20 protein-coding genes are annotated in these 23305 nt (G+C 72.8%); 11 read left to right on the forward strand and 9 right to left on the reverse strand.

The window, feature by feature from the left end:
* Together CCN39_RS00475 and CCN39_RS00480 are read left to right on the forward strand one after the other, a co-directional pair.
* Positions 1 to 1489 (forward strand): PQQ-dependent sugar dehydrogenase (locus tag CCN39_RS00475; RefSeq protein ID WP_086837821.1); only part of this gene is annotated, 1489 nt, incomplete at its 5' end.
* Positions 1490 to 1529: 40 nt separating this feature from the next.
* Complete coding sequence (locus CCN39_RS00480) at positions 1530 to 2537, forward strand: SMP-30/gluconolactonase/LRE family protein (RefSeq protein ID WP_086837822.1); 1008 nt, start codon at positions 1530 to 1532, stop codon at positions 2535 to 2537.
* A gap of 47 nt (positions 2538 to 2584) precedes the next feature.
* On the opposite strand, the gene CCN39_RS00485 is transcribed toward CCN39_RS00480, so the two are convergent.
* The 4 genes from CCN39_RS00485 to CCN39_RS00500 form a co-directional block, all read right to left on the reverse strand.
* On the reverse strand, positions 2585 to 3523 hold the full coding sequence (locus CCN39_RS00485; RefSeq protein WP_244210552.1) for a hypothetical protein: 939 nt from the start codon (positions 3521 to 3523) through the stop codon (positions 2585 to 2587).
* A gap of 234 nt (positions 3524 to 3757) precedes the next feature.
* Entirely contained in the window at positions 3758 to 6529 is a 2772-nt protein-coding gene (locus tag CCN39_RS00490; RefSeq protein WP_086837823.1) for an AfsR/SARP family transcriptional regulator, read from the reverse strand.
* A 325-nt stretch (positions 6530 to 6854) separates the two neighbouring features.
* Positions 6855 to 7475, reverse strand: coding sequence for a hypothetical protein (locus CCN39_RS00495; RefSeq protein WP_086837824.1), 621 nt, complete (start codon positions 7473 to 7475; stop codon positions 6855 to 6857).
* 93 nt (positions 7476 to 7568) lie between these two features.
* Positions 7569 to 11393, reverse strand: a complete 3825-nt coding sequence (locus CCN39_RS00500; protein WP_244210553.1) for an nSTAND1 domain-containing NTPase — start codon at positions 11391 to 11393, stop codon at positions 7569 to 7571.
* 148 nt (positions 11394 to 11541) lie between these two features.
* Between CCN39_RS00500 and CCN39_RS00505 the strand changes: the two genes are divergently transcribed.
* Positions 11542 to 11946, forward strand: a complete 405-nt coding sequence (locus CCN39_RS00505) for a hypothetical protein (RefSeq protein ID WP_167454935.1) — start codon at positions 11542 to 11544, stop codon at positions 11944 to 11946.
* Between the two features lie 138 nt (positions 11947 to 12084).
* Here the strand turns inward: CCN39_RS00505 and CCN39_RS00510 are convergent, their stop codons facing one another.
* Complete coding sequence (locus CCN39_RS00510) at positions 12085 to 13134, reverse strand: LacI family DNA-binding transcriptional regulator (RefSeq protein ID WP_086837827.1); 1050 nt, start codon at positions 13132 to 13134, stop codon at positions 12085 to 12087.
* Between the two features lie 147 nt (positions 13135 to 13281).
* Between CCN39_RS00510 and CCN39_RS00515 the strand changes: the two genes are divergently transcribed.
* From CCN39_RS00515 to CCN39_RS00535, 5 genes are read left to right on the forward strand one after another with little or no spacing between them, the layout of a single operon-like run.
* The gene (locus CCN39_RS00515; protein ID WP_086837828.1) at positions 13282 to 14313 is read left to right on the forward strand and encodes a sugar ABC transporter substrate-binding protein; all 1032 of its coding nucleotides are present in this window, start codon (positions 13282 to 13284) and stop codon (positions 14311 to 14313) included.
* Entirely contained in the window at positions 14310 to 15260 is a 951-nt protein-coding gene (locus tag CCN39_RS00520; protein WP_086837829.1) for an ABC transporter permease, read from the forward strand. The genes CCN39_RS00515 and CCN39_RS00520 overlap by 4 nt, the downstream gene beginning before the upstream one ends.
* Positions 15261 to 15268: 8 nt before the next feature.
* Positions 15269 to 16030: an ATP-binding cassette domain-containing protein gene (locus tag CCN39_RS00525; RefSeq protein WP_086837830.1), complete on the forward strand. Its 762-nt coding sequence runs from the start codon at positions 15269 to 15271 to the stop codon at positions 16028 to 16030.
* Positions 16027 to 16413 (forward strand): D-ribose pyranase, encoded by a 387-nt coding sequence (gene rbsD, locus CCN39_RS00530; RefSeq protein ID WP_086837831.1) that lies wholly within the window; start codon positions 16027 to 16029, stop codon positions 16411 to 16413. The genes CCN39_RS00525 and rbsD overlap by 4 nt, the downstream gene beginning before the upstream one ends.
* Entirely contained in the window at positions 16410 to 17297 is an 888-nt protein-coding gene (locus CCN39_RS00535; RefSeq protein ID WP_086837832.1) for a PfkB family carbohydrate kinase, read from the forward strand. Before rbsD ends, CCN39_RS00535 begins: the two co-directional genes overlap by 4 nt.
* 7 nt (positions 17298 to 17304) lie before the next feature.
* On the opposite strand, the gene CCN39_RS00540 is transcribed toward CCN39_RS00535, so the two are convergent.
* Positions 17305 to 17952: a hypothetical protein gene (locus tag CCN39_RS00540; protein ID WP_143263865.1), complete on the reverse strand. Its 648-nt coding sequence runs from the start codon at positions 17950 to 17952 to the stop codon at positions 17305 to 17307.
* A 115-nt stretch (positions 17953 to 18067) separates the two neighbouring features.
* Here CCN39_RS00540 and CCN39_RS00545 point away from each other — a divergent pair, with 115 nt between their 5' ends.
* Entirely contained in the window at positions 18068 to 18601 is a 534-nt protein-coding gene (locus CCN39_RS00545) for an RNA polymerase sigma factor (RefSeq protein WP_208630085.1), read from the forward strand.
* Complete coding sequence (locus CCN39_RS00550; protein WP_086837835.1) at positions 18594 to 19340, forward strand: hypothetical protein; 747 nt, start codon at positions 18594 to 18596, stop codon at positions 19338 to 19340. Before CCN39_RS00545 ends, CCN39_RS00550 begins: the two co-directional genes overlap by 8 nt.
* A gap of 131 nt (positions 19341 to 19471) precedes the next feature.
* On the opposite strand, the gene CCN39_RS49985 is transcribed toward CCN39_RS00550, so the two are convergent.
* The gene (locus CCN39_RS49985) at positions 19472 to 20089 is read right to left on the reverse strand and encodes a TetR/AcrR family transcriptional regulator (protein WP_158104466.1); all 618 of its coding nucleotides are present in this window, start codon (positions 20087 to 20089) and stop codon (positions 19472 to 19474) included.
* A gap of 109 nt (positions 20090 to 20198) precedes the next feature.
* Here CCN39_RS49985 and CCN39_RS49990 point away from each other — a divergent pair, with 109 nt between their 5' ends.
* Positions 20199 to 20753, forward strand: a complete 555-nt coding sequence (locus CCN39_RS49990) for a hypothetical protein (protein WP_158104467.1) — start codon at positions 20199 to 20201, stop codon at positions 20751 to 20753.
* 36 nt (positions 20754 to 20789) lie between these two features.
* Here the strand turns inward: CCN39_RS49990 and CCN39_RS00565 are convergent, their stop codons facing one another.
* Both CCN39_RS00565 and ddaH read right to left on the reverse strand, forming a co-directional pair.
* Positions 20790 to 22493 carry a S8 family serine peptidase gene (locus CCN39_RS00565; protein ID WP_086837838.1) on the reverse strand — a complete coding sequence of 568 codons (1704 nt, stop codon included), beginning with the start codon at positions 22491 to 22493 and terminating at the stop codon, positions 20790 to 20792.
* Positions 22490 to 23296, reverse strand: a complete 807-nt coding sequence (gene ddaH / locus CCN39_RS00570) for a dimethylargininase (protein ID WP_244210554.1) — start codon at positions 23294 to 23296, stop codon at positions 22490 to 22492. The genes CCN39_RS00565 and ddaH overlap by 4 nt, the downstream gene beginning before the upstream one ends.
* Between the last annotated feature and the right edge of the window lie 9 nt (positions 23297 to 23305).

The following is a 23305-nucleotide window of genomic DNA, read 5'->3' on the forward strand; positions in this document are numbered from 1 at the left end:
GTCGGCGGCGTCCGATGACGTCGGGGTGGCCTTCTACGACATCTACCACGACGGGCAGCTCATGACGTCGGTGCCGGGCACGGCGCTGTCGGCCGAGCTGACCGTCGTCCCGGGGGCCACCTGGGGCCTGTACGTCAACGCCCGCGACGCCGCGGGCAACGTCTCCCAAGCCAGCCCCACGGTCACCGTCACCGTGCCGCAGTGCCAGGCCGACACCGAGCCGCCCAGCACCCCCACCGGCGTGACGGCGACGGCGTCGGGCACCACGGTCACCGTGCGCTGGTCGCCGGCCACCGACAACGTCGGCGTCACGGGCTACGAGGTGCTCCGCGACGGCACCGTGGCCGGCTCCACCAGCGGCGCGGCCACGACCACCTTCACCGACAGCGGCCTGGCCGCGAACACCCGCTACCAGTACCAGGTGCGGGCGCGCGACGCCCAGGCCAACCGGTCGGCCCCGAGCACGGCGGTCGCGGTCACCACGGGCGCCTCCTGCGCCACGGCGGTGTGCTCGGTCACCAGGGTCGCCACCGAAACGGACCTGCCGTGGGGGCTGACCACCCTGCCCGACGGGCAGGTGCTCTACGGCCGCCGCGACGCGTTCGAAATCGTCCGCCTCGACCCCGCCACCGGCACGAAGACCGTGGCCGGGAAGATGCCGAACGTCGCGGGGACCGACGGTGAGGGCGGCGTGCTCGGGCTCGCGGTGGCCGCCGACTTCGCGGCCGACCCGTGGCTGTACGTCATGCACACCAGCTCGACCGACAACCGGGTGGTGCGCATCCGTTACACCGGCGGGGTCCTCACCGGTACCCCGCAGGTGCTGCTCACCGGCATCCCGCGCAACAAGTACCACAACGGCGGCCGGCTGCGGTTCGGGCCCGACGGCAAGCTCTACATCGCGACCGGCGACGGCCAGAACGGCGACTGGGCCCAGGACCGCGCCAACCTCGCCGGCAAGGTCCTGCGCATCAACCGCGACGGCACCATCCCCTCGGACAATCCGTTCGGCACTCCGGTGTGGAGCTACGGCCACCGCAACCCCCAGGGCCTGGCCTTCGACGCCCAAGGCCGGCTGTGGGAACAGGAATTCGGCAACAACGTCATGGACGAGACCAACTTGATCGTCCGCGGCGGCAACTACGGGTGGCCCCGCTGCGAAGGCACCACGGGCAGCTGCGCCGAAGCCGGGTTCGTCGCGCCCAAGCGCACCTACCCCGTCGCCGAGGGTTCGTGCAGCGGCATCGCCGTGGTCCGCGGCGCCCTCTACATCGCCTGCCTGCGCGGGACCCGGCTGTACCGGGCCGAGATCTCCGGCGACAGCCTCACCGACGTCCAGCAGTACCTCACCGGCACGTACGGGCGGCTGCGCACCGTGGAACCGTCCGCGGACGGCGGCTTGTGGCTGACCACCAGCAACTACGGCGACAAGGACAGCATCGCGAACAACAGCAACGAAAGCATCCTCAAGGTCGAGCTCGGACGGTGACCCGGCCCGCGGCCGGTCCCAGCGCGAAAGGAGAGCCGTGATGGCTCACCGCAAGACACCCCGCCGCCGTCGCATGTGGACGGTGGCGGCGACGGCCACCGTCATCGCGGGCGTGGTGACACCGGCGGCGTCCGGCACCACCACGGCCGCACCGTGCACCCCGGGAGCGACCTACGGCTCGCCGTTGCCGAGCCAGGCGGTGGCGGCCCGGCTCATCCGGAGCGGGTTCAACTTCCTCGAAGGGCCCACCTGGGACCGGCGAACGGGCACCCTGCTGCTGTCGAACATGCAGAATCCCACCGGCCCCCAGGGCGTGCAGCCGTCGGCCGTGCTCCGGTACACACCGCCCGCCACCTTCGAGACGTTCATCGCCAACTCCGGCAGCAACGGCCTGGCGATCACCGCCGACGGGACGCGGGTGCTCGCCGCGACCCACGACAACCGCACCGTTTCCTCCTACAGCCTGACCGACCGCAGCCGGACGACGGTCGCGGCCGGCTCCCCCGGCCACGCGTTCAACTCGCCGAACGACCTCACCACCGGCCGGGACGGCACCACCTACTTCACCGACCCGAACTACCAGCGCGGCAACCGCGCCGACGAGCAAGGCGGCCGGACCAGCGTCTTCCGCGTCCGCGACGGCGTGGTCAGCCTCGTCGACGACACGCTGCCGCAGCCGAACGGCGTCGTGCTGTCCCCCGACGGCACGACGCTCTACGTGGGGGCCACCGGCGCCAACGCGATCATGAAGTACACCGTCTTCCCCGACGGCAGCACCGGCAACCGCACGACGTTCGCGACCATGAAGACCCCCGACGGCGCGACCATCGACTGCGCGGGCAACCTGTACTGGGCCTCCTACGACGAAGGGCTCGTGCACGTCTTCGCCCCGTCGGGTGCCCACCTCGGCACCATCTCGGCGGGCCGCAACACCACCAACGCGGCGTTCGGCGGACCGGACGGGCGGACCCTGTACCTCACCTCCGGTGTTTCGGGCGGGTTCGGCCTCTACCAGACGCGCCTCAACGTGCCGGGCAATCCCTACTGAGCGAGCCGGCCCGCCTTCCGCGAGCTGTTGCGGTAGTCGCGCCCGGCTCAGGCCGGGCGGAAGCTGCCCAGGCAGGGGTGGCCGGGCAGACCGGCTTTGGCCGGTTTGCCCGGCGGCGGGTAGCCCAGCAACCACAGCTGGCCGGTCACCGCGACGTTCGCCGCCAGTGAAATGTCGGCGACGAGCCGGAACCGCGTCTGCCGCCCGTCCGGGTACAACGCCCAGCCCGTCAGCCGGACCGCGGTGCGCGCCCGGGGGACGAACGGTGTGTCGAGCGCGACCCGCAGTTCCACCCAGCTGTCCCCGGTGATCGGACGGCGCATCCGCAGGCTGCCGACGGCCGTCAACAGCCCCAGCAGCAGGAAAACCGCGCTGCCGCCGGCGATGCCGCCCACCGCGGCCGCGTCCGCGACGCCACCGGGGTCGGGCTCCGCCGACGACGCCACCGCGATCCCCGCCGCGCCCAGCGCCATGAACGTCACCCCGGTGACGGCCGCCCGGCGGACCTGGAACGCCCGGTGCGCGGCGAGCACCGGATCACGCGACGGCGGCGTCGGGTGGCGCGAAACGAGCTCCGCGACCACCGCCCCGGGAACGGGTGCGTCCTCGATCCGCCCGGCCCGCAACCACATCGCGCCCGGCACGCGGACGAAGACCCGCCGGCCCGTGCCGAGCACCCACAGCCGTCGCTCACCGGCCAGCTGCGCCCGCGGCCCGTCGGTGAGCCGGGTCCGCAGCCACCGCCCGTCCGGCAGCCGCACCGATACCCGCGAACCCCTCGTGCGCAACCCGTCCGCGGCGACGTCGAGCCGGTGGTACGGCTCCCCGAAGAGCCGCTGGACGCGCCGGTAGAGGATCAGGACCCAGGTCCACATCGCCAGCATGCCGCCGAAGGTGCCGAAGTAGATGTAGGGCAGCGTGCTCCCCCACCCTTCGGTGAGCACGAGCAGCAGCCCCAGCATGACGAGCGCACCGCTGAGCCCCATGCGGACAATGGTCAGCCCGGTCAATTTCTGGACAAACCCGGCAAACAGCGGTTCGGCCCCGGACGGCACATTCGGAATGGGTTCGTGAACGCGCACTCTGCCCGTGCCGGAAGTGGTGTCCATGCCTTGTCCCCCATCGGTTCGCGTGCTCGGCCGCGGCAGCGTAACCGGCAGGGGGAAGAGGGCTCGGACCGCCTCCGGAAAGCGGGCCGGGCAATTCCCGGAATGGGGTGATCAGAGGTCGTCGAGGCGGCGTTGCACGCGGCGGACGTCGTCGTGGCGGCCTTGTTCCCGGAACAGCCGCAGGGCTTCCCGCCAGATCGTCCGGGCCCGGTGGACGTCGCCGAGGGCGAGGTGCGGATCGCCGCAGGATTCGAGCACGCCCGGAGTTTCGTACGTGTTGCCGAGGTCGCGCAGCAGGGTGATGGCCCGCTGGTAGTGGGCGATGGCGCGCTCGTGGTGGCCACTGTGGTGGTCGATGTAGCCCAGGCTGTCCTCGGTGGCCGCTTCGCCGGTGGGGTCCTGCAGGCGCCGGTGCAGGGCCAGGGCGGCCTGGCAGTGTTCGCGGGCGGTTTCGTAGTCGCCCAGGCGTGCTGCGCGCCAGCCCACCGAGTTGAGCGCGTCGGCTTCGCCGACCGGCTGGTCGAGGCCGCGGTAGAGGTCCAGGGCGCAGCGTGCGTGGTCCAGGGCCTTCCCGTCGTCGCCTTGCTGGCTCCACGCGCGCGCCAGCAGCCGGTGGGTGTGGGCCTGGTGGCCGGCGGCGTGGTGTTCCTCGGCGACGGTGAGGGCCTGGTGCAGGTGGTGCAGGGCGTCCTCGTGGTGGTCCAGGTGGCCGTGGGTCAGGCCGAGGGCTTGGTGGGTGGCGATGACGAGGTCCGGGCCGGGCAGGTGGCGCGCGGCGCCGGCGGCGGCCTGCCACACGGCGAGGTGGGCGTGGCGGTGGCCGCGCCGGTAGTGGAACGTGTGCAGGCCCCAGGCCAGGTGCCAGACCGTCGCGTGCCAGTGGTGGCCGGCCGCCGTGTGCTGCGCGGCCAGCAGACAGGCGTGCTCGGCGTCGCACCACGCCAGGGCCGCCGCCGCGTCGGGGAGCGGATGGGCGAGGGCGCCGGGCAGATCGAGGGGAACGGGGTCGCGGTGGGGGTTCAGCAGCCGGTCGGCGGCGTGCGCCGTGCGAGCGTAGAAGTCCAGGACCCGGCGCAACGCCGCTTCCCGCACCTCGGCCGGCAGGTCGGCGGCGACGGTGGCCGCGTAGGCGCGCACCAGGTCGTGCATGCCGTACCGGTTGCCGGGCGTGCGCTCCAGGAGTGACGCGTCGGCCAGCGCCCGCAGCGTCGCGTGCGCCTCCCGCTCGGCCAGGCCGGTGAGACGGGCGGCGGCGGGCAGGCCGGTGTCGGGACCGGGCGCGAGGCCCAGCAGGGCGAACGCGGTGCGGTGCGGTTCGGTGAGGTGCCGCAGCGACCAGGACAGGACGGTGGGCAGGCTCGCCGTGGGGTCTTCGGAGTCGAGGACCTCCAGACCGAGGGCCCGGAGTTCGGCGACGACGTCGCCGAGGGGCAGGCGCGGGTCGGCGGTCGCGCGGGCGGCGATCAGCGCCAGCGCCAGGGGAAGCCCGCCGCACAGCTCGGCCAGTTCCGCCAGTGCCGGCGCGGCCGGGCTCGCGCGGCCGGGGCCGAGGGCGGTGGCGAGCAGGGTGCGCGCTTCGGCGTCGGGGAGCACGTCGAGGGGCACCGGACGGGCGCCGTGGCGGGCGACGAGCCCCCGCAGCCGAGTGCGGCCGGTGACGAGCACGGTGCAGCGGGGGCCGCCGGGCAGCAGCGCGGCGACCTGCTCGGTCGTGGCGGCGTTGTCGAGCACCACCAGCAGGCGCCGGTCGGCGACCAGCGTCCGGTACAGGGCGGCGCGGCGCTCGACGTCCGCGGGCTGCTGGTCCCGGCCGACGCCCAAGGCCTCCAGGAACCCGCCGAGCACGTCGACCGGGCGGGCCGGTGGCCCGGCGGGGCTGAAACCGTGCAGGTCGACGAACAACTGCCCGTCGGGGAACCGGTCGCGGTTCCGGTGCGCCCAGCGCAGGGCCAGCCAGGTCTTGCCGATGCCCCCGGCTCCGCTGATCGCGGAAATGGGCGCCACTCCCTCGGCGGGGCCGCCGGGCGCGAGGAGGGCGTCGAGCCGGTCCAGCTCGTCCTGGCGGCCGACGAACAGCGCGGGCGCGGCCGGCAGCTGCCGGGGCGGCACCGGCGTCACGGCTCTCCCGGGCCTGGGTGCCGCGATCAGGCCGGGGTCGGCGGCCAGGATCCGGCGGTGCAGTTCCTGCAGCTCGCCCCGGGGGTCGGTGCCCAGCTCCTCGTTCAGGCGGTTCCGCAGCCGCCGGAAGTGGTCCAGGGCGTCCGCCGAACGCCCGGCGCGGTGCAACGCCAGCATGTACTGGCCGGCCACCCGCTCGTCGAGCGGATGCCGCGCCGCCCGGGCCAGCAGGCGGGCCACCAGCTCCTCCCCCTGCCCGGTACGCAGCCGGGCGTCGACCAGATCCAGTTCCGCGGCCAGGAGTTCCTGCTGCCACCGGTCACGCTCGGCCTCCACCCAATCCCCGCTCAGGCCGGTCAGCGGTGCACCGCGCCACAGCGCCACCGCCTCGGTCAGCAGCGCCACGGTGCGAGCGTCGTCCCCGGCGCTCCCGGCCTGGTCCCGCAGGGCGCGGAAGCGGACCAGGTCGACCGCGGGCTCCTCCTGGTCGATCTCCAGGACGTAGCCGTCGGAGCGGCGCGCGATGGTCACGGTGCCGGCGAACGCCCCGCGCAGGCGGGAGATGTGGCTGTGCAGGGTCGCCCGGCCCCGCCGAGGGGTGTCGGCGCCCCAGACCCGGCCCACCAGCCGGTCCGCCGGCACCAGTTGTCCGACGTCCACCGCCAGCGCCGCCAGCACACACCGCTGCCGTGGGGTCCCGAGGTCCACCGGCCGCGTGCCGGCGAGTGCGGTCACCTCGCCGAGCAAGGCGATCCGGATCGGCATTCCCTCGGCAACCGCGCGGTGACCAGGCACATGCAGAAGTCTGGCAAGAGGTTCACACGCACGGCCGTGCAGGGTGGCTTCCGCGGCAGTCGCTTCCGGGAAGGGAGTCAGGTGCGAACGAATCCGGTGCGTGGTGATTTCGCCGCTGTCACCGGAGGAGATGCCGGGAAAAGGTCATTCACCCGGGCCGGGGCGGTTCTCGCGACCACTCCGGCGGCCCGCGTGGTGGCCGCGGCGTGGCGTTCGCCGTCGGCAGCAGCGCCGGCGGGACGTCCCGGCGGGTTCTCCGTTCCTGGGGGGCGGAGAACCCACCAGCCCACCGGGGTCACCGGCAGGTGCCGGTCCCCGTGGCGTCGATCCAGACGGTGATGTCGTTCTCCCCGCTGCCGGCCGGAGTGGTTTCCACCACCCGCAGCGAATGCGCGCCGACCGTCAGGTCATCGGGCGCCATGATCGCGCCCTGCTGGAAAAGGTACGCCTCCTCCAAGTCGAACAAGCCCGGGTTCAGGAACCGCTTGACCGACGTGCGCTCGGTGGCGAGCGGGGAGCCGTCGAGAAAGAACTCCAGCCGCACGGAGTTCAATTCCGCCTTGGCTTCCTGCATGGTGAACGACTTGTCCCCGCCGCTGATTTCCGCGACCAGGATGACGTGCCAGTCGTCCTGGCAGAAGTGCCGGCCGTCGACCAGCGGCAGCACGCGGATGGCCACCCGCCCGTCGATGTCGGCCGGAGAACCACCGCTGACCGTGCGGTGGTTCCGGATGGCGGCCCCGCCGGTACCACTCGCGTGCAGGACGGCTTCGGCGTCGCCGCGACTGGTGCGGCCGGGAGCCGCCTGGGCCGGCGCGGAATTCACCACCGCGGCGACGACCGCCAATCCGGCGGCAACGGCCACCTTGCGGACAACGCCGATCGGACGATTCGCGTGACAAAAGAACGGTTTCATCGGACCTCCTCGGGACGTGAGTGGCATCAACGTCGCCACTGCCCGCGGTCCGGTTACGGGTACGACCCCGACGGGGGATGAGCGCGCCACCGATCAACGGCTCGCGGGCAGATACGTCCGGCGTTCTTCGGCGGTCAGTTCTCGGGTGACGTGGCGGTTCGCCTCCGCGAGGAGGTCCGGGACGGGACCGCACGCGAGGCACCGCCAGACCCGGATCGCACCGTCGTCGTGGGCCGTGACGTATCGGCCATCGGCGAGGGAAGCGATCCCCGAAGCGGCGGCGCGAAACGCGTTGAACACCAGTGGCTCACTGGTCCCGGTGGTGTTCCAGATTCGCACGGTGGCGTCCGTTCCGACGGTGATCAGCCGGCGACTGTCCTGGCTGAAGGTCATGCCGCGGACCGCACCCTCGTGGCGGCCGCGCAACGTGACCGGGCCGGTGGGGTGGGCTGGATCGGCGATGTTCCAGAGGCGGACGGTGCCGTCGTCGGTCCCGCCCGCCACGTGGGCTCCGTCGGCGCTGAAGGCCAGCGTCCGGATCCGGCGGGCGTCGCCGGGCAACTCGGTGAGGCCGCGGCGGACGTCGAGGTCCCAGACCAGGATGGCGCCCTGGACGGTCGCGGCGATGTGGCGTCCGTCAGGACTCCATCCGACGCTCACCGACGCCCCGGTCAGCGCACCACCGGGAAATGGTTCCGGAACCGGCTCGGCCACCGAGTCTTCGGGTGTGCTCCAGATGTACGGCATGCCGTCCGCGGTGAAGCCGACGAGTCGGTTGCCGTCCGCCCTGAAGCTCACTTCCAGCGCCGGGTTACCGGGGTAAGGCTCCTGCAGGCGAGTCGGCGCGGCCGGGTTGCCGGTCTTCCAGATGTCGACGGCGCCGCCCTCGTACACCGCGGCCACCTGTTTCCCGCTGGGGCTGACGGCGACGTGGACCACGGGTTTGCCGTTGCCGGCCAAGAACATCGGTGTCCGGCCGCCGGAGACCTGCCAGATGCGAACGGTTCCGTCCTGGCCGCCGCTGACCACCAGTCGCCCGTCCGCGCTGGCGGCGACGCCGACCACCGGGCTTTTGACCTCCGGACGCTCATACGGACTTCGCGCCGGGGTGGCGGGCTGTCCTTGATGGCCGCGAAAGACCACCAGATCCTCGACGGGGTCGACGGCCCACGTCTTCACTGACCCGTCGAACGCCACGCTGGCGACGGACCTTCCGTCGGGACTGAACGCGACAGACCAGACGACGCCGCGGTGCCCCCGCAGCACCGTCGGGCCGACGGCGCGGCCGGTGTTCCAGATCTCCACCGTGCTGTCGTCGCCGGCGCTGGCGATCGAGGACCCGTCGGCGCTGTAGGCCACGTCGAGGATGCCGCCGTCATGCCGGCCGAGCACCACCGCCTCCGGCGGATGGGCCAGGTCCCACACCCGGATCGTGCCGTCGACGCCCGCCGACGCCAGGTGGCGGCCGTCCGGGCTGAACGCCACCGCCTCCGCCGAGCCCTCGTGACCACGTAATGCCACCGAACTGCCGCCGTCGGCGAGGTTCCAGAGCCGGACCGTGCCGTCCTCTCCCCCGCCGGCCAGCCACTTCCCGTCCCGGCTGAACGCCACACCCAAAACTCGTCCGGAGTCCCCGCGGAGCACGGCCGGCTGGTCGTCGCCGATCGCGTTCCAGACGCGGACGGCACCGTCGCCACCACCTACGGCCACCCGTCGACCGTCCGAACTGAGCGCGACCCTGACCCGCCAAGTCAGGCCCTCGACGGGGTGCCTCGCCACCGGTTGTGCCTGGCCGGCCAGGACCTTCTCCCACTCCCAGACCCACACACCTTCCTCGCCGAATGCCGCGAGCCGGCGGCCATCCGCGCTGAACACCGGCCTGATCAGCGGTGAAGCGGTGCGCAGTGTCCGCGTGATGGCCCCCATGCCGTGTTCGGGGTCCCAGGTCCGCACCTGGAGCGTGCCGTCGGCAACACCGCCCTCACTCGCGACGACGTACTTCCCGTCCGGGGTGAAGACCGCGCCTCCGAACGAACGGCTTTGCTGAGGATCGACCTCGGCGCCGCTTCCTGCCAGCGTGGTCCGGATGTGCGAGTCGACGGTGGCCTGCCGGAGGACGGCCTCCGCCTCCTCGGACGGCGCGGTCCGGTACGCCTCGCGGGCCAGCAGCAAGCCGAGCTCGGGATCGACCTGGAGTTGCGCACGGGCGTCGGCGATCAGTTGCCGTCCCTGCGCCAGTTTCCGCTGGTCGTCGGCTCGGGCCGCCATGACCAGCGCGACCACCGCGAGGACGGTCACGATGACGACGGCCGAACTCAACCCACCGACCGTGAACCGGATCCGGCGCCGCCGAGCCCGGCGTTCCCGTTCCGCAGCGTCGCGGCTGGCGGTCAGGAAGGTGCGCTCGGTGTCGTTGAGCAGGCCGATCGAGCGCCCCTCCCACGCGTCGAGGCGTGCTCCGCGATACAGCAAGCCGGCGTCCCGGTCGTGGCGGTCCCACTCGGAAGCGGCTTCGGTGAGCCGCCGGTGGATCCGGTATCCGTCGCGGTCCTCGGTCAGCCAGGTGCGCAAGCGAGGCCAGTGGCGGATGAGCGCCTCGTGCGCGATCTCCGCGCTGTTGTCCCCGAGCGTGATCAGCCGGGCCCGGGCCAGCGTGTCCAGCACCGCGACGGCGCCGGGGTCGCCGAGGTCGAGTTCCTCCAGGGTGGTCCGGCGTTTGGTGTCTTCGGTTCCCTCGCCCAGCGCGGTGAGGCGCAGAAAGATCTGCTGGGCAGTGTGCCGTTGGCCGGGGTCGAAAGCCTGATAGGTCTCTTCGGCGCTGCGGGCCAGCGCGTGCTCGATACCCCCGGCCGCTTCGTAACCGGCGACCGTCATGACCGCGCCTTGCCGGCGCAGCCACGTCTGCAACAGGGCGTGTGAGACCAGCGGCAGGAACCCGGCCTGGCGCGCGGCGTCTCCGGCCAAGCGGGCGACCAGGGCCGTTTCCAGCCGGTACCCGGCCCGCTCGGCCGGCCCGGTGATCGCTTGCCGCAGCTCGTCGACGCTCATCGGGCCGACCAGTACCTGCGCGTCCCTCAGTGCCGACACCAGGCGGTGGTGCCGTCCGCAGTGCCCGAGGAAGTCCGCCCGGACACCGATGACCACCCGGGTCCGGCTGGCCGGGTCGGTCGCGGCGGTCACCAGCGCGTCGATGAACCGGCCCCGCTGCGGCTCGTCGCCGCACAGGGTGAAGAGCTCTTCGAACTGGTCGACGACCAGCACGAAATCGCCCCCCGTCGCGGCTTGGCGGAGCCGGAGGTGCAAGTTGCGAGGATCCTCGGCGAACTCGTCCCGCAGCGTTGCCGGTGACTCGCCGAGGAACGGCGCCAGCCGGACCGCGCATTCTTCGAACGGGCGTTCTCCGGGGGTGAACACCACGACCGGACCGTCGCGCTCATGCGCGGCCAATCCCGCTCGAAGCACGGAAGATTTGCCACAGCCGGACGGCCCGAAAACACCGAGAAACCTGCGCCGGTCCAACCGCGTCACCAGATCGGCGACCAGGTCGTCCCGGCCGAAGAACCGGTCGGCGTCCGCCCGCTCGAACGCGGCCAAGCCCGGATACGGCGCCCGGCCCCGATCATTCTCGCCGGCCGGTTCGGCGTTCGCCGCGGCCAATTCGGCCGCGCACGCCCGCCACCGGTTCGTCCATTCAGCGGTGTCTCCGTCGCAGGCGGCGACATAGGCGATCGTCACGGCCAGCGTCGGCAATTTCCGGCCGCCGGCCGCCTCCGACAACGCAGCCGCGGAGTAGTGCGCCCGCGCGCCGAGCTCCCGATACGTGGGGCGTCCCGCCTTTTCCCGCAACAGCCGCAGGTCACGAGCGAACCGCAGGACGACGCCGTCCTCGCCCGCCAGCGGTCGCTCTCCCCGTGGCACCGCCACCACCTCCGGCGGCCATTGTTCAGCGACCGTTGTCCAGAGTCCAGGGCCGGACACTGAACAAGCCGCTCGTCGTACACCGGTATGGCAAGCCGCTGCCCGCACGAACGCCGGGCGGTTTCGACCACTTCGAGGGGTGAGCGAAATGTCTTCGAGGAATTCGGCCGGAGGTCGCGCGGGGGTGCTGGTCGCGGGCATCGTCCTGACCACCGGCTTGGCCGGTGTCGCCGCCGCCGGCGCGGAAACCCGGGCCACCGCGGCCTTGTTCGCCGGTTCCACCTGTTTCGTCGGCAGCAGCGGCAATTGCACGACGGCTGCGGTGACCGCGAACGCCGGCGGACATTTCGTGGACATCGGCATCAACAACCGCCTGCGGCCGTCGCCGTGCCCGTGGCGGGTCCGGGACGTCACCAACGGTGTCGTGGTCCGGTCCGGCACGGTCGGCACGTCGAGCAGCCACGCCGAACGGATCGGCGGGTTGTCCAGCGTCTACCAGCTCGAGCTCAGGGGCTGCTCCGCGTCGGCTCGCGGGGACATCGACAACACCTGAGAAAGCCCGGCTCGACGGCGATGAACACCCGACCGCCCGCCGTCGAGCATCCGTAGGGGGGCGGCCGGATCGTTCCTCGTGCCCCGGTTTCGGAGAGGAACGATCCGGCCGCACAATCCTGCCGGCTCCGCTACCGGGTCAGCCCGTTTCCGGGGTTCGTTCCAGCAGCGTGTTCGACGACCGCACGAACGAATCCGCACAACCGCACGAACCGCGGATCGCCAGCCGGGTGGGCAGGGTCCGGAGTCCGCTCGGTCGCGATTCGCTGTCGAGCGCGCCCACGAGCAGTTCCGCGGCCAGGCGGCCCATTTCGAAGATCGGCTGCTCGGCCGTGGTGAGGCCGGGGCTCGTGTAGGCCGCGTATTCGATCCCGTCGAACGACGCCACCGCGAGGTCGGCGGGGACGCGCAAGCCGCGGTCGGTGGCGGCGCGCAGGAGGCCGAGGGCCGCGAGGTCGCTGGTGACGAACAACGCCGTCGGTGGCTGCGGCCCGGACAGCAGCGTCTCGAGCGCCTCGTAGCCGGCCCGGCTGCCGAACGGGCGGCGCAGCACCGGCAGGCCGGTGAGGCCGGCTTCGGCCAGCGCGCGCTCGTAGCCCGCCACGCGGTCGCGGCTGGTCGAGACCTCCGGGCCGCTCAGGCAGGCGATGCGTGTGTGGCCGTGGCCGATCAGGTGCGCGACGACCTCGCGGGCGCCGTCCGCCGCGTCGGCCACGACCGTGGGCAGCTCGCCGTCGTCGAACGAGCGGTCGACCAGCACCACCGGGGTCGGGATCTTCGCGTACTCCGCGCGCAGTGCCGGGCTCGCCGTCGACGGGATCGCCAGGACGCCCTCGACCTGCCGGTCCATGAACGCACGCAGGTAACCGAGCTCGCGCCGCTCGTCGTCGGCCGCGTTGCCGACGAGCAGCGGGTACCCGAACCGGTGGGCCGTCTCCTCGACCGCCCGGGCGAGCAGCGCGAAGTAGGGGTTCGCGCTGTCCGGGATGACCAGCCCGATCGCGTGGCCGCGGGCCATCCGCAGGGACCGGGCCACCGTGTTCGGCCGGTAGCCGAGCTCTTCGATCGCGGCCAGGATCCGCTCGCGCGTCTCCGGCGCGACCCGCCGCGGCCCGTCGTTGAGCACGTAACTGACCAGCGCCGGAGACGTCCCCGCCCGCCGGGCGACGTCCGCCCGCGTCACCGCCATCCAAGAACTCCGATCCTCGGTTCGAGTCTTGACAAGCAGTGTGCCAGAGCACAGGATGCCTCATCAACACGAGTTGACGGTGCCTCACTCGTGAAATCAGCCCACGAATCAACACGAGTTGAATCGCTCGGACCAGGGAGAATGCTCATGGGAAGCTGGAACCTTCGCCGCATCGTCGCGGTGACGGTCGCGGCCGTCGCGGTCACCGGGATGACCGCGGCCTGTGGCCGCGGTGGCGACGACGCCAAGCAGGCGAGCGGTCCGCGGATCGCCATCGTCACCCGCAACTTCACCAACCCGTACTGGGCCGCGCTGCGCGACGGCGCGCTGGCCGAGGGCAAGCAGCGCGGCGTCGAGGTCAACGTGCAGGCGGGCACGTCCGAGACCGACGCCGACGGGGAGAACGCCAAGATCTCCACCCTGGCCGGCCAGGGCTACGACTGCTTCGGCGTCGTCCCGGTCAACGCGAGCAACGTGATCACCCCGCTCGTGCCGGTCGCGCGCAAGAAGACCCCGATCCTCAACCTCGACTCGCAGATCGACCCCGCGGCCTCGAGCGCGGCGGGCGTGTCGTACGCGTCGTTCATCGGCTCGGACAACATCGCGGCGGGCACCCTGGCCGGCCAGAAGATGCTGACCGCGCTCGGCGGCACCGGCAAGGTCGTCATCCTGCAGGGCATCGCCGGCGAGCAGAACGGCATCAACCGCGAGAAGGGCTTCACCGAGGCGACCGGCGGCAAGCTCGACATCGTCCAGCGCGCACCGGCCGACTACGAGCAGGACAAGGCGCTGCAGGTGACCGAGGCGATCCTCAAGGCGCACCCGGACATCACCGGCATCTTCGCCGCGAACGACACCATGGGCCTCGGCGCCGTCCAGGCGATCAAGAACGCCGGGCTGGCCGGCAAGATCAAGGTGATCTCGGTGGACGGCATCAAGGACGCGCTCACCTCGGTCAAGAGCGGCGACCTCTACGGCACGATCACCCAGTACCCGTACGCCGAGGGCCAGCTCGCGGTGCAGGCCTGCATCGCCGCCCACTCCGGCAAGCAGATCCCGCAGCGGGTCGTCGCGCCGATCGCGTTCATCGACGGCTCCGTCGTCGACCAGCAGATCGCGTCCTTCCCGAAGCCGTTCGCGCCGTTCGACAACCCGCTCGCCCCGCTGGTCGCCGGATGACGGCCACGGCGGCCCGGCCGCGTTCCTTCGACCTCGCCCGCGCGGCCGACTACGCCGCGCCCGGCGCGCTGGTCCTCGTGTGGATCGCGTTCTTCATCGCGACACCGCACTTCCTGACCCCGAGCAACATCGGTGACCTGCTGGTCGCCTCGTCCATCCTGGCCGTGCTGGCGCTGGGCCAGCAGTTCGCCGTCGTGGTGGCCGGCATCGACCTGTCGGTGGGCGCGAACCTGCCGTGGGCGGCCGCGCTGCTCGGCGCGACGGCGACCGCCGGGGTCCCGCTGGGACTGGCGATCCTCGTCGCGATCGCCGGCAGCGTCGTCGTCGGCGTCGTCAACGGGTTCCTCGTCGGCTACCTGAAGATGACCGACTTCATCGTCACGCTCGGCTCGCTGAGCGTGGTCAGCGGGATCACCCTGCTGCTGACCGAAGGCAACACGGTCGCGGTGTCCTCGCCGTTCCTGCAGGCGATCGCGCTGGACGGGATCGGGCCGGTGCGCTGGTTCTGGCTGATCGCGCTGGCCGCGGCGGTGCTGGTGTGGTTCACGCTGTTCCGCACCCGGGCCGGCACGCACCTGCTCGCCGTCGGCGGCGGCTCGGACGCGGCGCTCGGCTCCGGCATCCCGGTGCGGCGGGTGCGCCTGGCCGCCTACGCGGCGTCCGGCCTGCTGTGCGGGGTCGCCGGGGTGATGCTGGTGGCCCGCAACGGTGGCGCCGACCCGTCGCTGCAGACGAACTACCTGCTGAGCTCGATCGCGGCGGTGGTGCTCGGCGGGTCGTCGCTGTTCGGCGGGAAGGCGTCGGTCGTCGGCTCGGTGACCGGTGCGGTGCTGCTGACCAGCCTGGTCAACGGCTTCACGATCATCGGGATCTCCCAGTACTTCCAGACGATCGCCGTCGGCGCGGTGGTGCTGCTCGCGGCGCTGCTCGCCCGGTTCCGGAAGTGAGGCCGCACATGACAGCGGAAACGAAGTACCTCCTGGAAGCGCGTGACCTCGTCAAGACGTTCGACGCCGTGCGAGCGCTGGACGGGCTGACGGCGGGCTTCGCCGAGGGCGAAGTCACCGCCATCGTCGGGGACAACGGCGCCGGCAAGTCCACCCTCGTGCGGTGCCTCACCGGCGTGCACCCGCCCACCGAGGGACAGCTGCTGTTCCGCGGGGAGCCGATCCGGCTGTCCTCGCCCCAGGCGGCGCGCGACCTCGGCATCGAGACCGTCTACCAGGACCTCGGCCTGATCGACGACCTCGCGGTGTGGCAGAACCTGTTCCTCAACCGCGAGCTGCTGCGGCCGGTGCCCCTGCTGGGCGTGCTCGACCGGCCCCGGATGATCCGCGAGAGCCGCGACATCCTCGGCGGGCTCGACGTCAACGTGCCGTCGGTGCGCACGACGGTCCGCCGCATGTCCGGCGGGCAGCGGCAGAGCATCGCCATCGCCCGCGCGGTCACCTGGGGCAAGTCGCTGGTGATCATGGACGAGCCGACGGCGGCACTCGGCGTGCGCGAGACCGCGGCGGTGGAAAAGCTGATCCTGTCGCTGCGCGACCGCGGCGTCACCGTGCTCATCATCAGCCACGACCTCGAGCAGGTGATGCGGGTGGCCGACACCGTCGTGGTGCTGCGCCGCGGACGGGCGGTCGCGCGCCGCCCGGTCGCCGGCGTCACGGGCGACCGGCTGGTCGGCCTGATCACCGGAACGATCGCGGAGGACGGGTGAAACGCACGGGCCTGATCAACGGGCAGCTGACCAGGGCACTGGCCGATCTGCGGCACACCGACCTGTTCGCCGTCAGCGACTCGGGCCTGCCGGTGCCCGGCGGCGTCGAGGTGATCGACCTCGGCGTCGTCTACGGCACGCCGGGCTTCTTCACGGTCCTGCGGCCGCTGCTGGCCGAGGTGACGGTCGAGGCGGCGTGGGCGTCCGAGGACGTCGTGACCGCCAACCCGGACGTCCACCGGGCGCTCGGCGAACTCGTCGAGCCGCAGCTCATCGCGCACGAGGACTTCAAGGCCCGGCTCGGGCAGTGCCGGTTCGTGGTCCGCACCGGGGACGCGACGCCGTACGCCAACGTCCTGCTGCGGGCGGGGGTGGCGTGGTGACCGGGTCCGTCGTCGTGGTCGGCGCGGTGAACGTCGACCACGTCGTCGTCGCCGACCGGCTGCCGCGCGCCGGCGAGACGGTGGTCGGGCCGGCGATGGTCCGGCACGGCGGGGGCAAGGGCGCGAACGCGGCGGTGGCGGCCGCCCGCTTCGGCGCCCGCGTCCTGCTCATCGGCGCGGTCGGCACCGACGACGTCGGCGACGGCGCACTGGCCGAGCTGGCGGAGTCCGGAGTGGACACTGCGCACGTCGACCGGCTGGCCGGTGTCCCGACCGGTGCCGCGCTGATCGTCGTGGACGCCCGGGGCGAGAACCAGATCGCCGTCGGCGCGGGCGCGAACGCCCACGTCGACCCGGACCGCGTCCGGGCCGCGCTGCGGGCCGCACTCCCCTCTTGCGGGTGCGTGCTGGTCAGCACCGAAATCCCGGAGGCGGCCGTCGCCGCGGCGGTCGAAGAGGCCACCGGGGCCGGGGTGAGCTGCGTGCTCAACCCGGCCCCGGTCGTCCCGGTCGTCGCGGGCCTGCTGCGGCATGGGCCGATCCTCACCCCGAACCGCGGCGAGGCCGGGGAGCTCGCACCCGACCTGGCGACCCTGGCGGAGCGGACGGCCGCGCCGGTGGTGGTGACGCTGGGCGGCGACGGCGTCCGGTACGTGCTGCCGGGTCAGGCCCCGGTCGACGTCGCCCCGCACCCGGCGACGGTGGTCGACACGACCGGAGCCGGCGACACGTTCAACGGGGTGCTGGCGGCCCGCCTGGCGGCAGGCGACCCCCTGGACCGGGCGGTCCGGACGGCGAACGTCGCGGCGGCGCTGTCGGTGTCCTCCCCCGGCGCCCGCGCGGGCGCCCCCACGCCCGCGGAGGTGGCGGCCGCACAGCGGTGACGGGCGTTCACCGCTCTCGGGCACCGCTTCGCAGCCGGCTTCGCAGGCGGCGCCCTCCCACCAGGAGCGCGGCCCCCGCGACGACCACGAGACCGGCGACCGTCAGCACCGCGCCCAGTGACGACCGTGGTTCCGGTGCGGGCGCCACGGCGGTCGGCACGTCCGGCTGAGCCTGCACCGCGCCGCCGCCGTTCAGGGCGATCGCGGGCGGCCGGATCGCGCCCCACGGCTGCCGTTCGCCGGCAGCCATCGGGGCCGGTGGCGGGCTGACCGCCAGCTGTCCGGGCAGGGTCAGCGTGCCGATTTCGTAGTCGGCGAAGATGCCCTGGCGAGCCGAAACCCGCCAGCTGCCGTCGTGGGGCAGGGCGATCGCGGCCGCGTAGTGCGCGGGCTCGCGCAGGGCGACCCCGGGGAACACGACGGGATCGCCCTGCGCGGGCGTGAACACGAGCGCGGTCGCCCCCAGTTCTCCGTAACTGGGGTGGGAACCGTGCTGCAGCACCCAATAGCCGACGGTGTAGGGCTGCCCGGCCCGGAAGGTGTCCGGCAGCGGGTCGAGGTAGGTGGTCGCCCAGTTGCCCGCGGTGGCGCCGGGCGCCGACACCAGCATGGCCACCAGGACCGCGGCGAACACCGGAACTGCTCGTAGCTTCATGCCCGCACTACACCGCGGAACCCGCACCGGTTCCGCGGAACCTCCCGGCCGCGGCCGGTGTAGAGGAGGGTGGAACACCGGTGGGAAGGGGGCGGCGACGGACGACGACGAAGTGGTGACCCGGATTCGCGACGGCGACCCGGCGTCCTACGGGACGCTGGTCGACCGGTACACCTCGCTCGCCCACCGGACGGCCTACCTGCTCGGCGCCGGGCACGAGGCCGAGGACGTCGTCCAGGAAGCGTTCGTGAAGGCTTTCCGCGCGCTGCCGTCGTTTCGCGGCGGCGCCTCCTTCCGCGCCTGGCTGCTGCGCATCGTCGCGAACGAGACCCACAACCTGGTCCGCTCCCGGCGCCGGCGCACCGCGACCGAACTGCGTGCCGCGAGCCTGGAGCCGGTCCGGGACGACGATCCGGCGGCACAGGCGCTGGCCGGTGCCGGCGGCTCCGCGTTGCTGGAGGCGGTGCGGGCGCTGCCCGAGAAGAACCGGGCCGTCGTGATCTGCCGGTACTTCCTCGATCTCACGGAGGGGGAAACGGCGGAGGTGCTCGGGTGCCCGCGGGGTTCGGTGAAGTCGCGGGCGCACCGCGCGTTCGCCCGGCTGCGGGCGCAGCTGGCCGAGCCGGACAAGGAGGCGGTCGGTGACTGACCCCGAGGACGCGCGTCTCGCCGCCGCCCTGCGCGAGCTCGGCGACCGCCTCGACGTGCCGCCGGCACCCGAAGTGCGCGAGGCCGTCCTGGCCCGGCTGCCCGCCCGGCCGCGACGGGTGATCCCGCGCTGGGCCACCGTCGCCGCGGCACTCCTGCTGGCGTTCGCCGCGGCGGTCACGCTCTCTCCTTCGGTGCGCGCGACCGTGACCGACCTGCTGCGGTTCGCCGGGATCGAGCTGCGCGGCGAGCCCGGTCCCACCGTGCGCGGACAGGGACTGCTCCCCGGCGAGCGTTCGGTGGACCTCGCCGAGGCGCGCCGCCTGACCGCGTTCCCGATCGGGGTCCCGGCCGCCCTCGGCGGGCCGGACGACATCCGGCTCACCGACGACCCGGCCCGCGTCGTCTCGCTGCTCTACCAGAGCGGACCGGGCCGGCCGGCCGCGGCCGCGGGGGCGGTCGCCGTCCGGGTCGACGAGTTCGACGGCCAGCTCGGCCCGGTCTTCGAGAAGTTCCTCGGCATGTCCGAAGGACAGCGGGTGAGCGTCGCCGGGGCCCCGGCGATCTGGATCGACCGGCCCCACGCGCTCATGTACGTCGACCGGGCCGGGCAGTGGCGCACCGAAACGGCCCGCCTCGCCGCCCGGTCGCTGGTCTGGCAGCGCGGCGCCGTCACCTACCGGCTCGAAGGCGCTTTCACCCTCGAGGAGGCCTTGAAGATCGCGGCGACGACCTCGTGAACTGCCGTGGACCGGTCATCCGCCGGTGCCGCCGGCGCCGGTGCCGCTGCGGTGGATGCCGAGCCCGGCGACCGTGGTGCCGGTGGGAGCGAGGACGAAGAAGCGGCGTGGCGCCGACGATCGCACGGCAGTCAGGCGTAGAGGGTCGTCCGGATGATGTCGGTCAGGACCTCGACGACGTCCTCGTCGTGGGCCTCTTCGGTGCCGCGGACGAGGTGGTTGCCCGCGCGTTCGACCATCCAGGTCAGGACGGCGGCGGTCTCGGCCGGGCGGACCGGGCGCATCACGCCGGCGGCCTGGCCGCGTTCGATCGCGTCGCGGGTGGCGTCGATGATCGACTGCATCAGCGTGCGCACCTCGGCGGCGACGGCCGGGTCGTACGCCGCGGTTTCGGAGATGACGGTGAAGGCGGCCGCGCGGCGGCGGTAGACCGCCACGACCGCGGTGACCGCCTCGGTGAGACCGGCCGGGTCGGCGTGGTCCGCCGTCTCCCACCAGGTGGCCGAGACCTCGCGGAGCTCGGTCAGCACGGAGGTGGCGAGCCGCCGGACCAGGTCGCCCTTGTCCTCGAAGTGGACGTAGAACGTGGAGCGCGAGATGCCGGCCGCCGAGGCCAGCCGCTCGACGCTGAGCTCGGTGAAGCCGTCGCCCTGGCCGACCAGCTCCTCGGTGGCCGCGAACAGCCGTCGCTCCAGCTCTTCTCGGCGGTCCTGCCGCTTGCGGCCGGCGGGCCGGGTCACTGAGGGCACCGTCGGATCATAGCGGGACAGCAAATCCGGACACACTGTCCGGACAATGTGTCTTGACGACGTGTCCGAGAGCGGCGCATGCTGGGCGGACGAGCCTGAGGAGGCAGTCATGTCGGTGGTGAAGGCAGTGTTGTGGCCGCTCTGGGGAATCGGCGTCCTGAACCTCGGGGCGTTGGGCGTGAGCTTGGCGATGTGCGAGATCGGGCGCCGCCGCGGCAGCCAGCGCTTCGATTTCCTCCCGGTCGGCGTGGGCGCCTTGGCCCTCGTGACGACGTCCGTGGGCTGCCTGAGCGGTCTCGCGCTGATCCTGCTGTCCGACGCGGGCGTGGTCCTCATCGCCGGCACGGCCGTCCAGCTCCTCGGCCCGGCGCTCCTCGCCACGGCTCTGCTGAGCTCCCTGTGGGATTCCTGGCAGACCCGCCGGCGGCTCCTGCCCCGGGACGAGGTCGTCCGCCTGATCCAGGCCGGCCTCGTGCGTTCCTTCAAGCGGCGGTTCGGCGTGGTGAAGTTGTCCTTCCACCCCCAGGCGGTCAAGGAGTTCCGGCTGCGGACCCGCCACGCCCGCCGGGAGGACTACCCCGCGTTCGTGACCGCCGCGAACGAGCGCGACGCCCGAGGCCGGACGATCCCCTACGTCCGGAAGCCGCAGAGACCCGCACCGTGAGCGGGGTGCCGCCGAAGCGGCACCCCGCTCGGCCACTCACGGCCGGCCGTGGGTCACTGCCGACCAGGCATCGACCGCGCCGTGGCCGTAGAAGCCGTTGAAGGAAGCGTCGCCCGCGCACGTTGCCGTGTACGACGCGTCGCGCCCCTCGTCGAGGTAGTCGACCGTGCGCGGGACCGGGCAGGGGATCTTCGACGCCGTCCGCTCGAGGATCCGCTGCACGACGTCCGGGTTCAGGCCGAACCCGCCGCCGGGGGCCGGCCGGCCGTACTGCGACACGATCAGCGCCGCGACGCCGGCCGCGTGCGGAGCCGCCATCGACGTGCCCTGCAGCCACCGGAAGTAGCCCACCCGGCCGTCGGCGGCCGTCTGCTTCTGGATGCCCACCGAGGCGCCCGCGGGAGTGATGTCCCCGGCGGCGTCGATGTAACCGGCGGCCACCCCGACACTGCGGGCGTAGGTCGACAGGATCTCGTTGTCGCGGCTGTCGTACCGCGGGGTGCCGAAGTAGTCGCGCTTGTACCCGCCGGGCGCGGACACCGAGATCCGCTCGAGGCCGTAGTTCGAGTAGTCCGCCTTCGCCTGCGACGGGCCGAACCCGGCCACGCCGATCGTGTGCGGCCCTTCGAGCGGCAGGGTCAGGCAGGTCGCGTTGTCCACCGTGCGCGGGTGCGCACGGTTCGACGGGAAGTCGGGGCTCGTCGCGTCCGGCTGCGGGGCCGCCAGGTCGCTGTGCTGGTTGCCCAGCGCCACCACCATCGTCACGCCCTTGCGGTGCGCGTAGTTCAGCGCGCGCTTCGTCGCTTCGATGACCGTGCGCTGCTCGGCCTGCTCCGCGGGGGAATCCGCCGGGTTCGCGGTGCAGTTGTACAGCCACGGGTCGATGTAGAAGGACATGTTCACCACGTCGATGCCCGCGTCACCGGCGTAGGTGAGCGCGTCGACCGTCGGCTGCAGGAAGTAGAACCCGGAGTCCTGCGCGGCGCGCAGGTTCACCAGCGTCACGTTCGGCGCGACCCCGGAGACCCCGAAGCCGTTGGCGGCCGCGGCGATGGTGCCGGCCAGGTGCGTGCCGTGCCCGGTGCCGTCGACGTCGACCGGGTCCACGCAGCCGCGGTACTCGCACGGCCCGTCGACCGGCACGCCGTTCTCGTCGGCGACGATGTCCTTGGTGAAGTTGCGCGAATCGGCGCGGTCGAAGTTCGGCGCGAGGTCCGGGTGCGTGCCGTCGATGCCGGAGTCGATCACGCCGACCTTGACCCGCTTGTCGCCGGGCTGCACCGTGCGCGCGAGGTCCGACCGCACGGACTTGAGGCCCCAGAGCTGGTCGTCGAGCGGGTCCAGACCGGCGGACGAGCCCTTCGGCCGGGCCGCGCCGCGGCCCGCTCCCGGCTCGGCGACGTCGGGTTTCGGCACGGCCTTGCCGCTCTTGGGCACGGTGCCGATCGACTTCGCCCGGCCGGCGCCGAACACCGCACGGTCGCCCGAGACCCGTTCGAGGAAACCCCCGGCGGGCGCGGACGCGGTGATCAGGCCGGCCGCGGCGTTGGTCGTGACGACCGTGCCGCCGGCCGCACGGATGGCCGTTTCGGCCGCCGCCACGTCGTATCCGCCGGCCGCTTCCCGGGCCAGGACGGAGAATTCGGCGATGGGGCCCGACGAGCGCGGCTGCGCCGACGTGGGCACGGCGAGCGCGCCCAGCAGCGGTACCGCGAGGGCCAGCGCCAGCGATCTTTTCACAGCTGTTCTCCCGAATGACGCAGTTCCAGCGTGCAGCACTTGACGCTGCCGCCCCCGTTGAGCAGTTCCGACAGGTCGGCGCCGATCGGGTCGAAGCCCCGCTCCCGCAGCTGCGCCGTCAGCCGCGTGGCGGCCTGGGGCAGGACGACGTGCCGCCCGTCGGAGACGGCGTTCAAGCCGAACGCCGCGGCGTCGGCGGCGGAAGCGATGACGGCGTCCGGGTACAGCTGTTCGAGCCGCCGCCGGCTCTCTTCGGTGAAGGCCTCCGGCCAGTAGGTGATCAGGTCGTCGGCCAGCACGGCCAGCGCGGTGTCCAGGTGGTAGTGGCGCGGATCGGTCAGTGTCAGCCCGACCACCGGCAGGCCGAAGAACTCCGCGGCCTCCTCGTGGGCCCGGGGGTCGGTCCGGAACCCCGAACCGGCCAGGATCCGGGAGCCGGCGACCAGGAAGTCGCCCTCCCCTTCGTTGAGCCACCGCGCCTGCCGGACGTCGCGGTACCCGTGCCGGGCGAACCACTCGGTGTACGCCGCGGACTCCGGTCGGCGCTGCCGGTGGCGGAAGCGCGCGACCAGCGCCCGGCCGTTCACCACGGTGGCGCCGTTGGCCGCGTACACCATGTCCGGCAGCCCGGGCAGCGGGTCGAGCAGGTCCACCCGGTGGCCCAGGTCGAGGTAGAGGTCGCGCAGCCACTCCCACTGCGCGATCGCCAGCTCGGTGTCGGTGGGCTTGGCCGGGTCCATCCACGGGTTGATCGAGTATTCGACGTCGAAGTACGCCGGTCTGACCATGAGGTAGTGCCGCACGCTTTCTCC

The organism is Amycolatopsis kentuckyensis (assembly GCF_002155975.1).
GTDB classification, from domain to species: Bacteria; Actinomycetota; Actinomycetes; order Mycobacteriales; family Pseudonocardiaceae; genus Amycolatopsis; species Amycolatopsis kentuckyensis.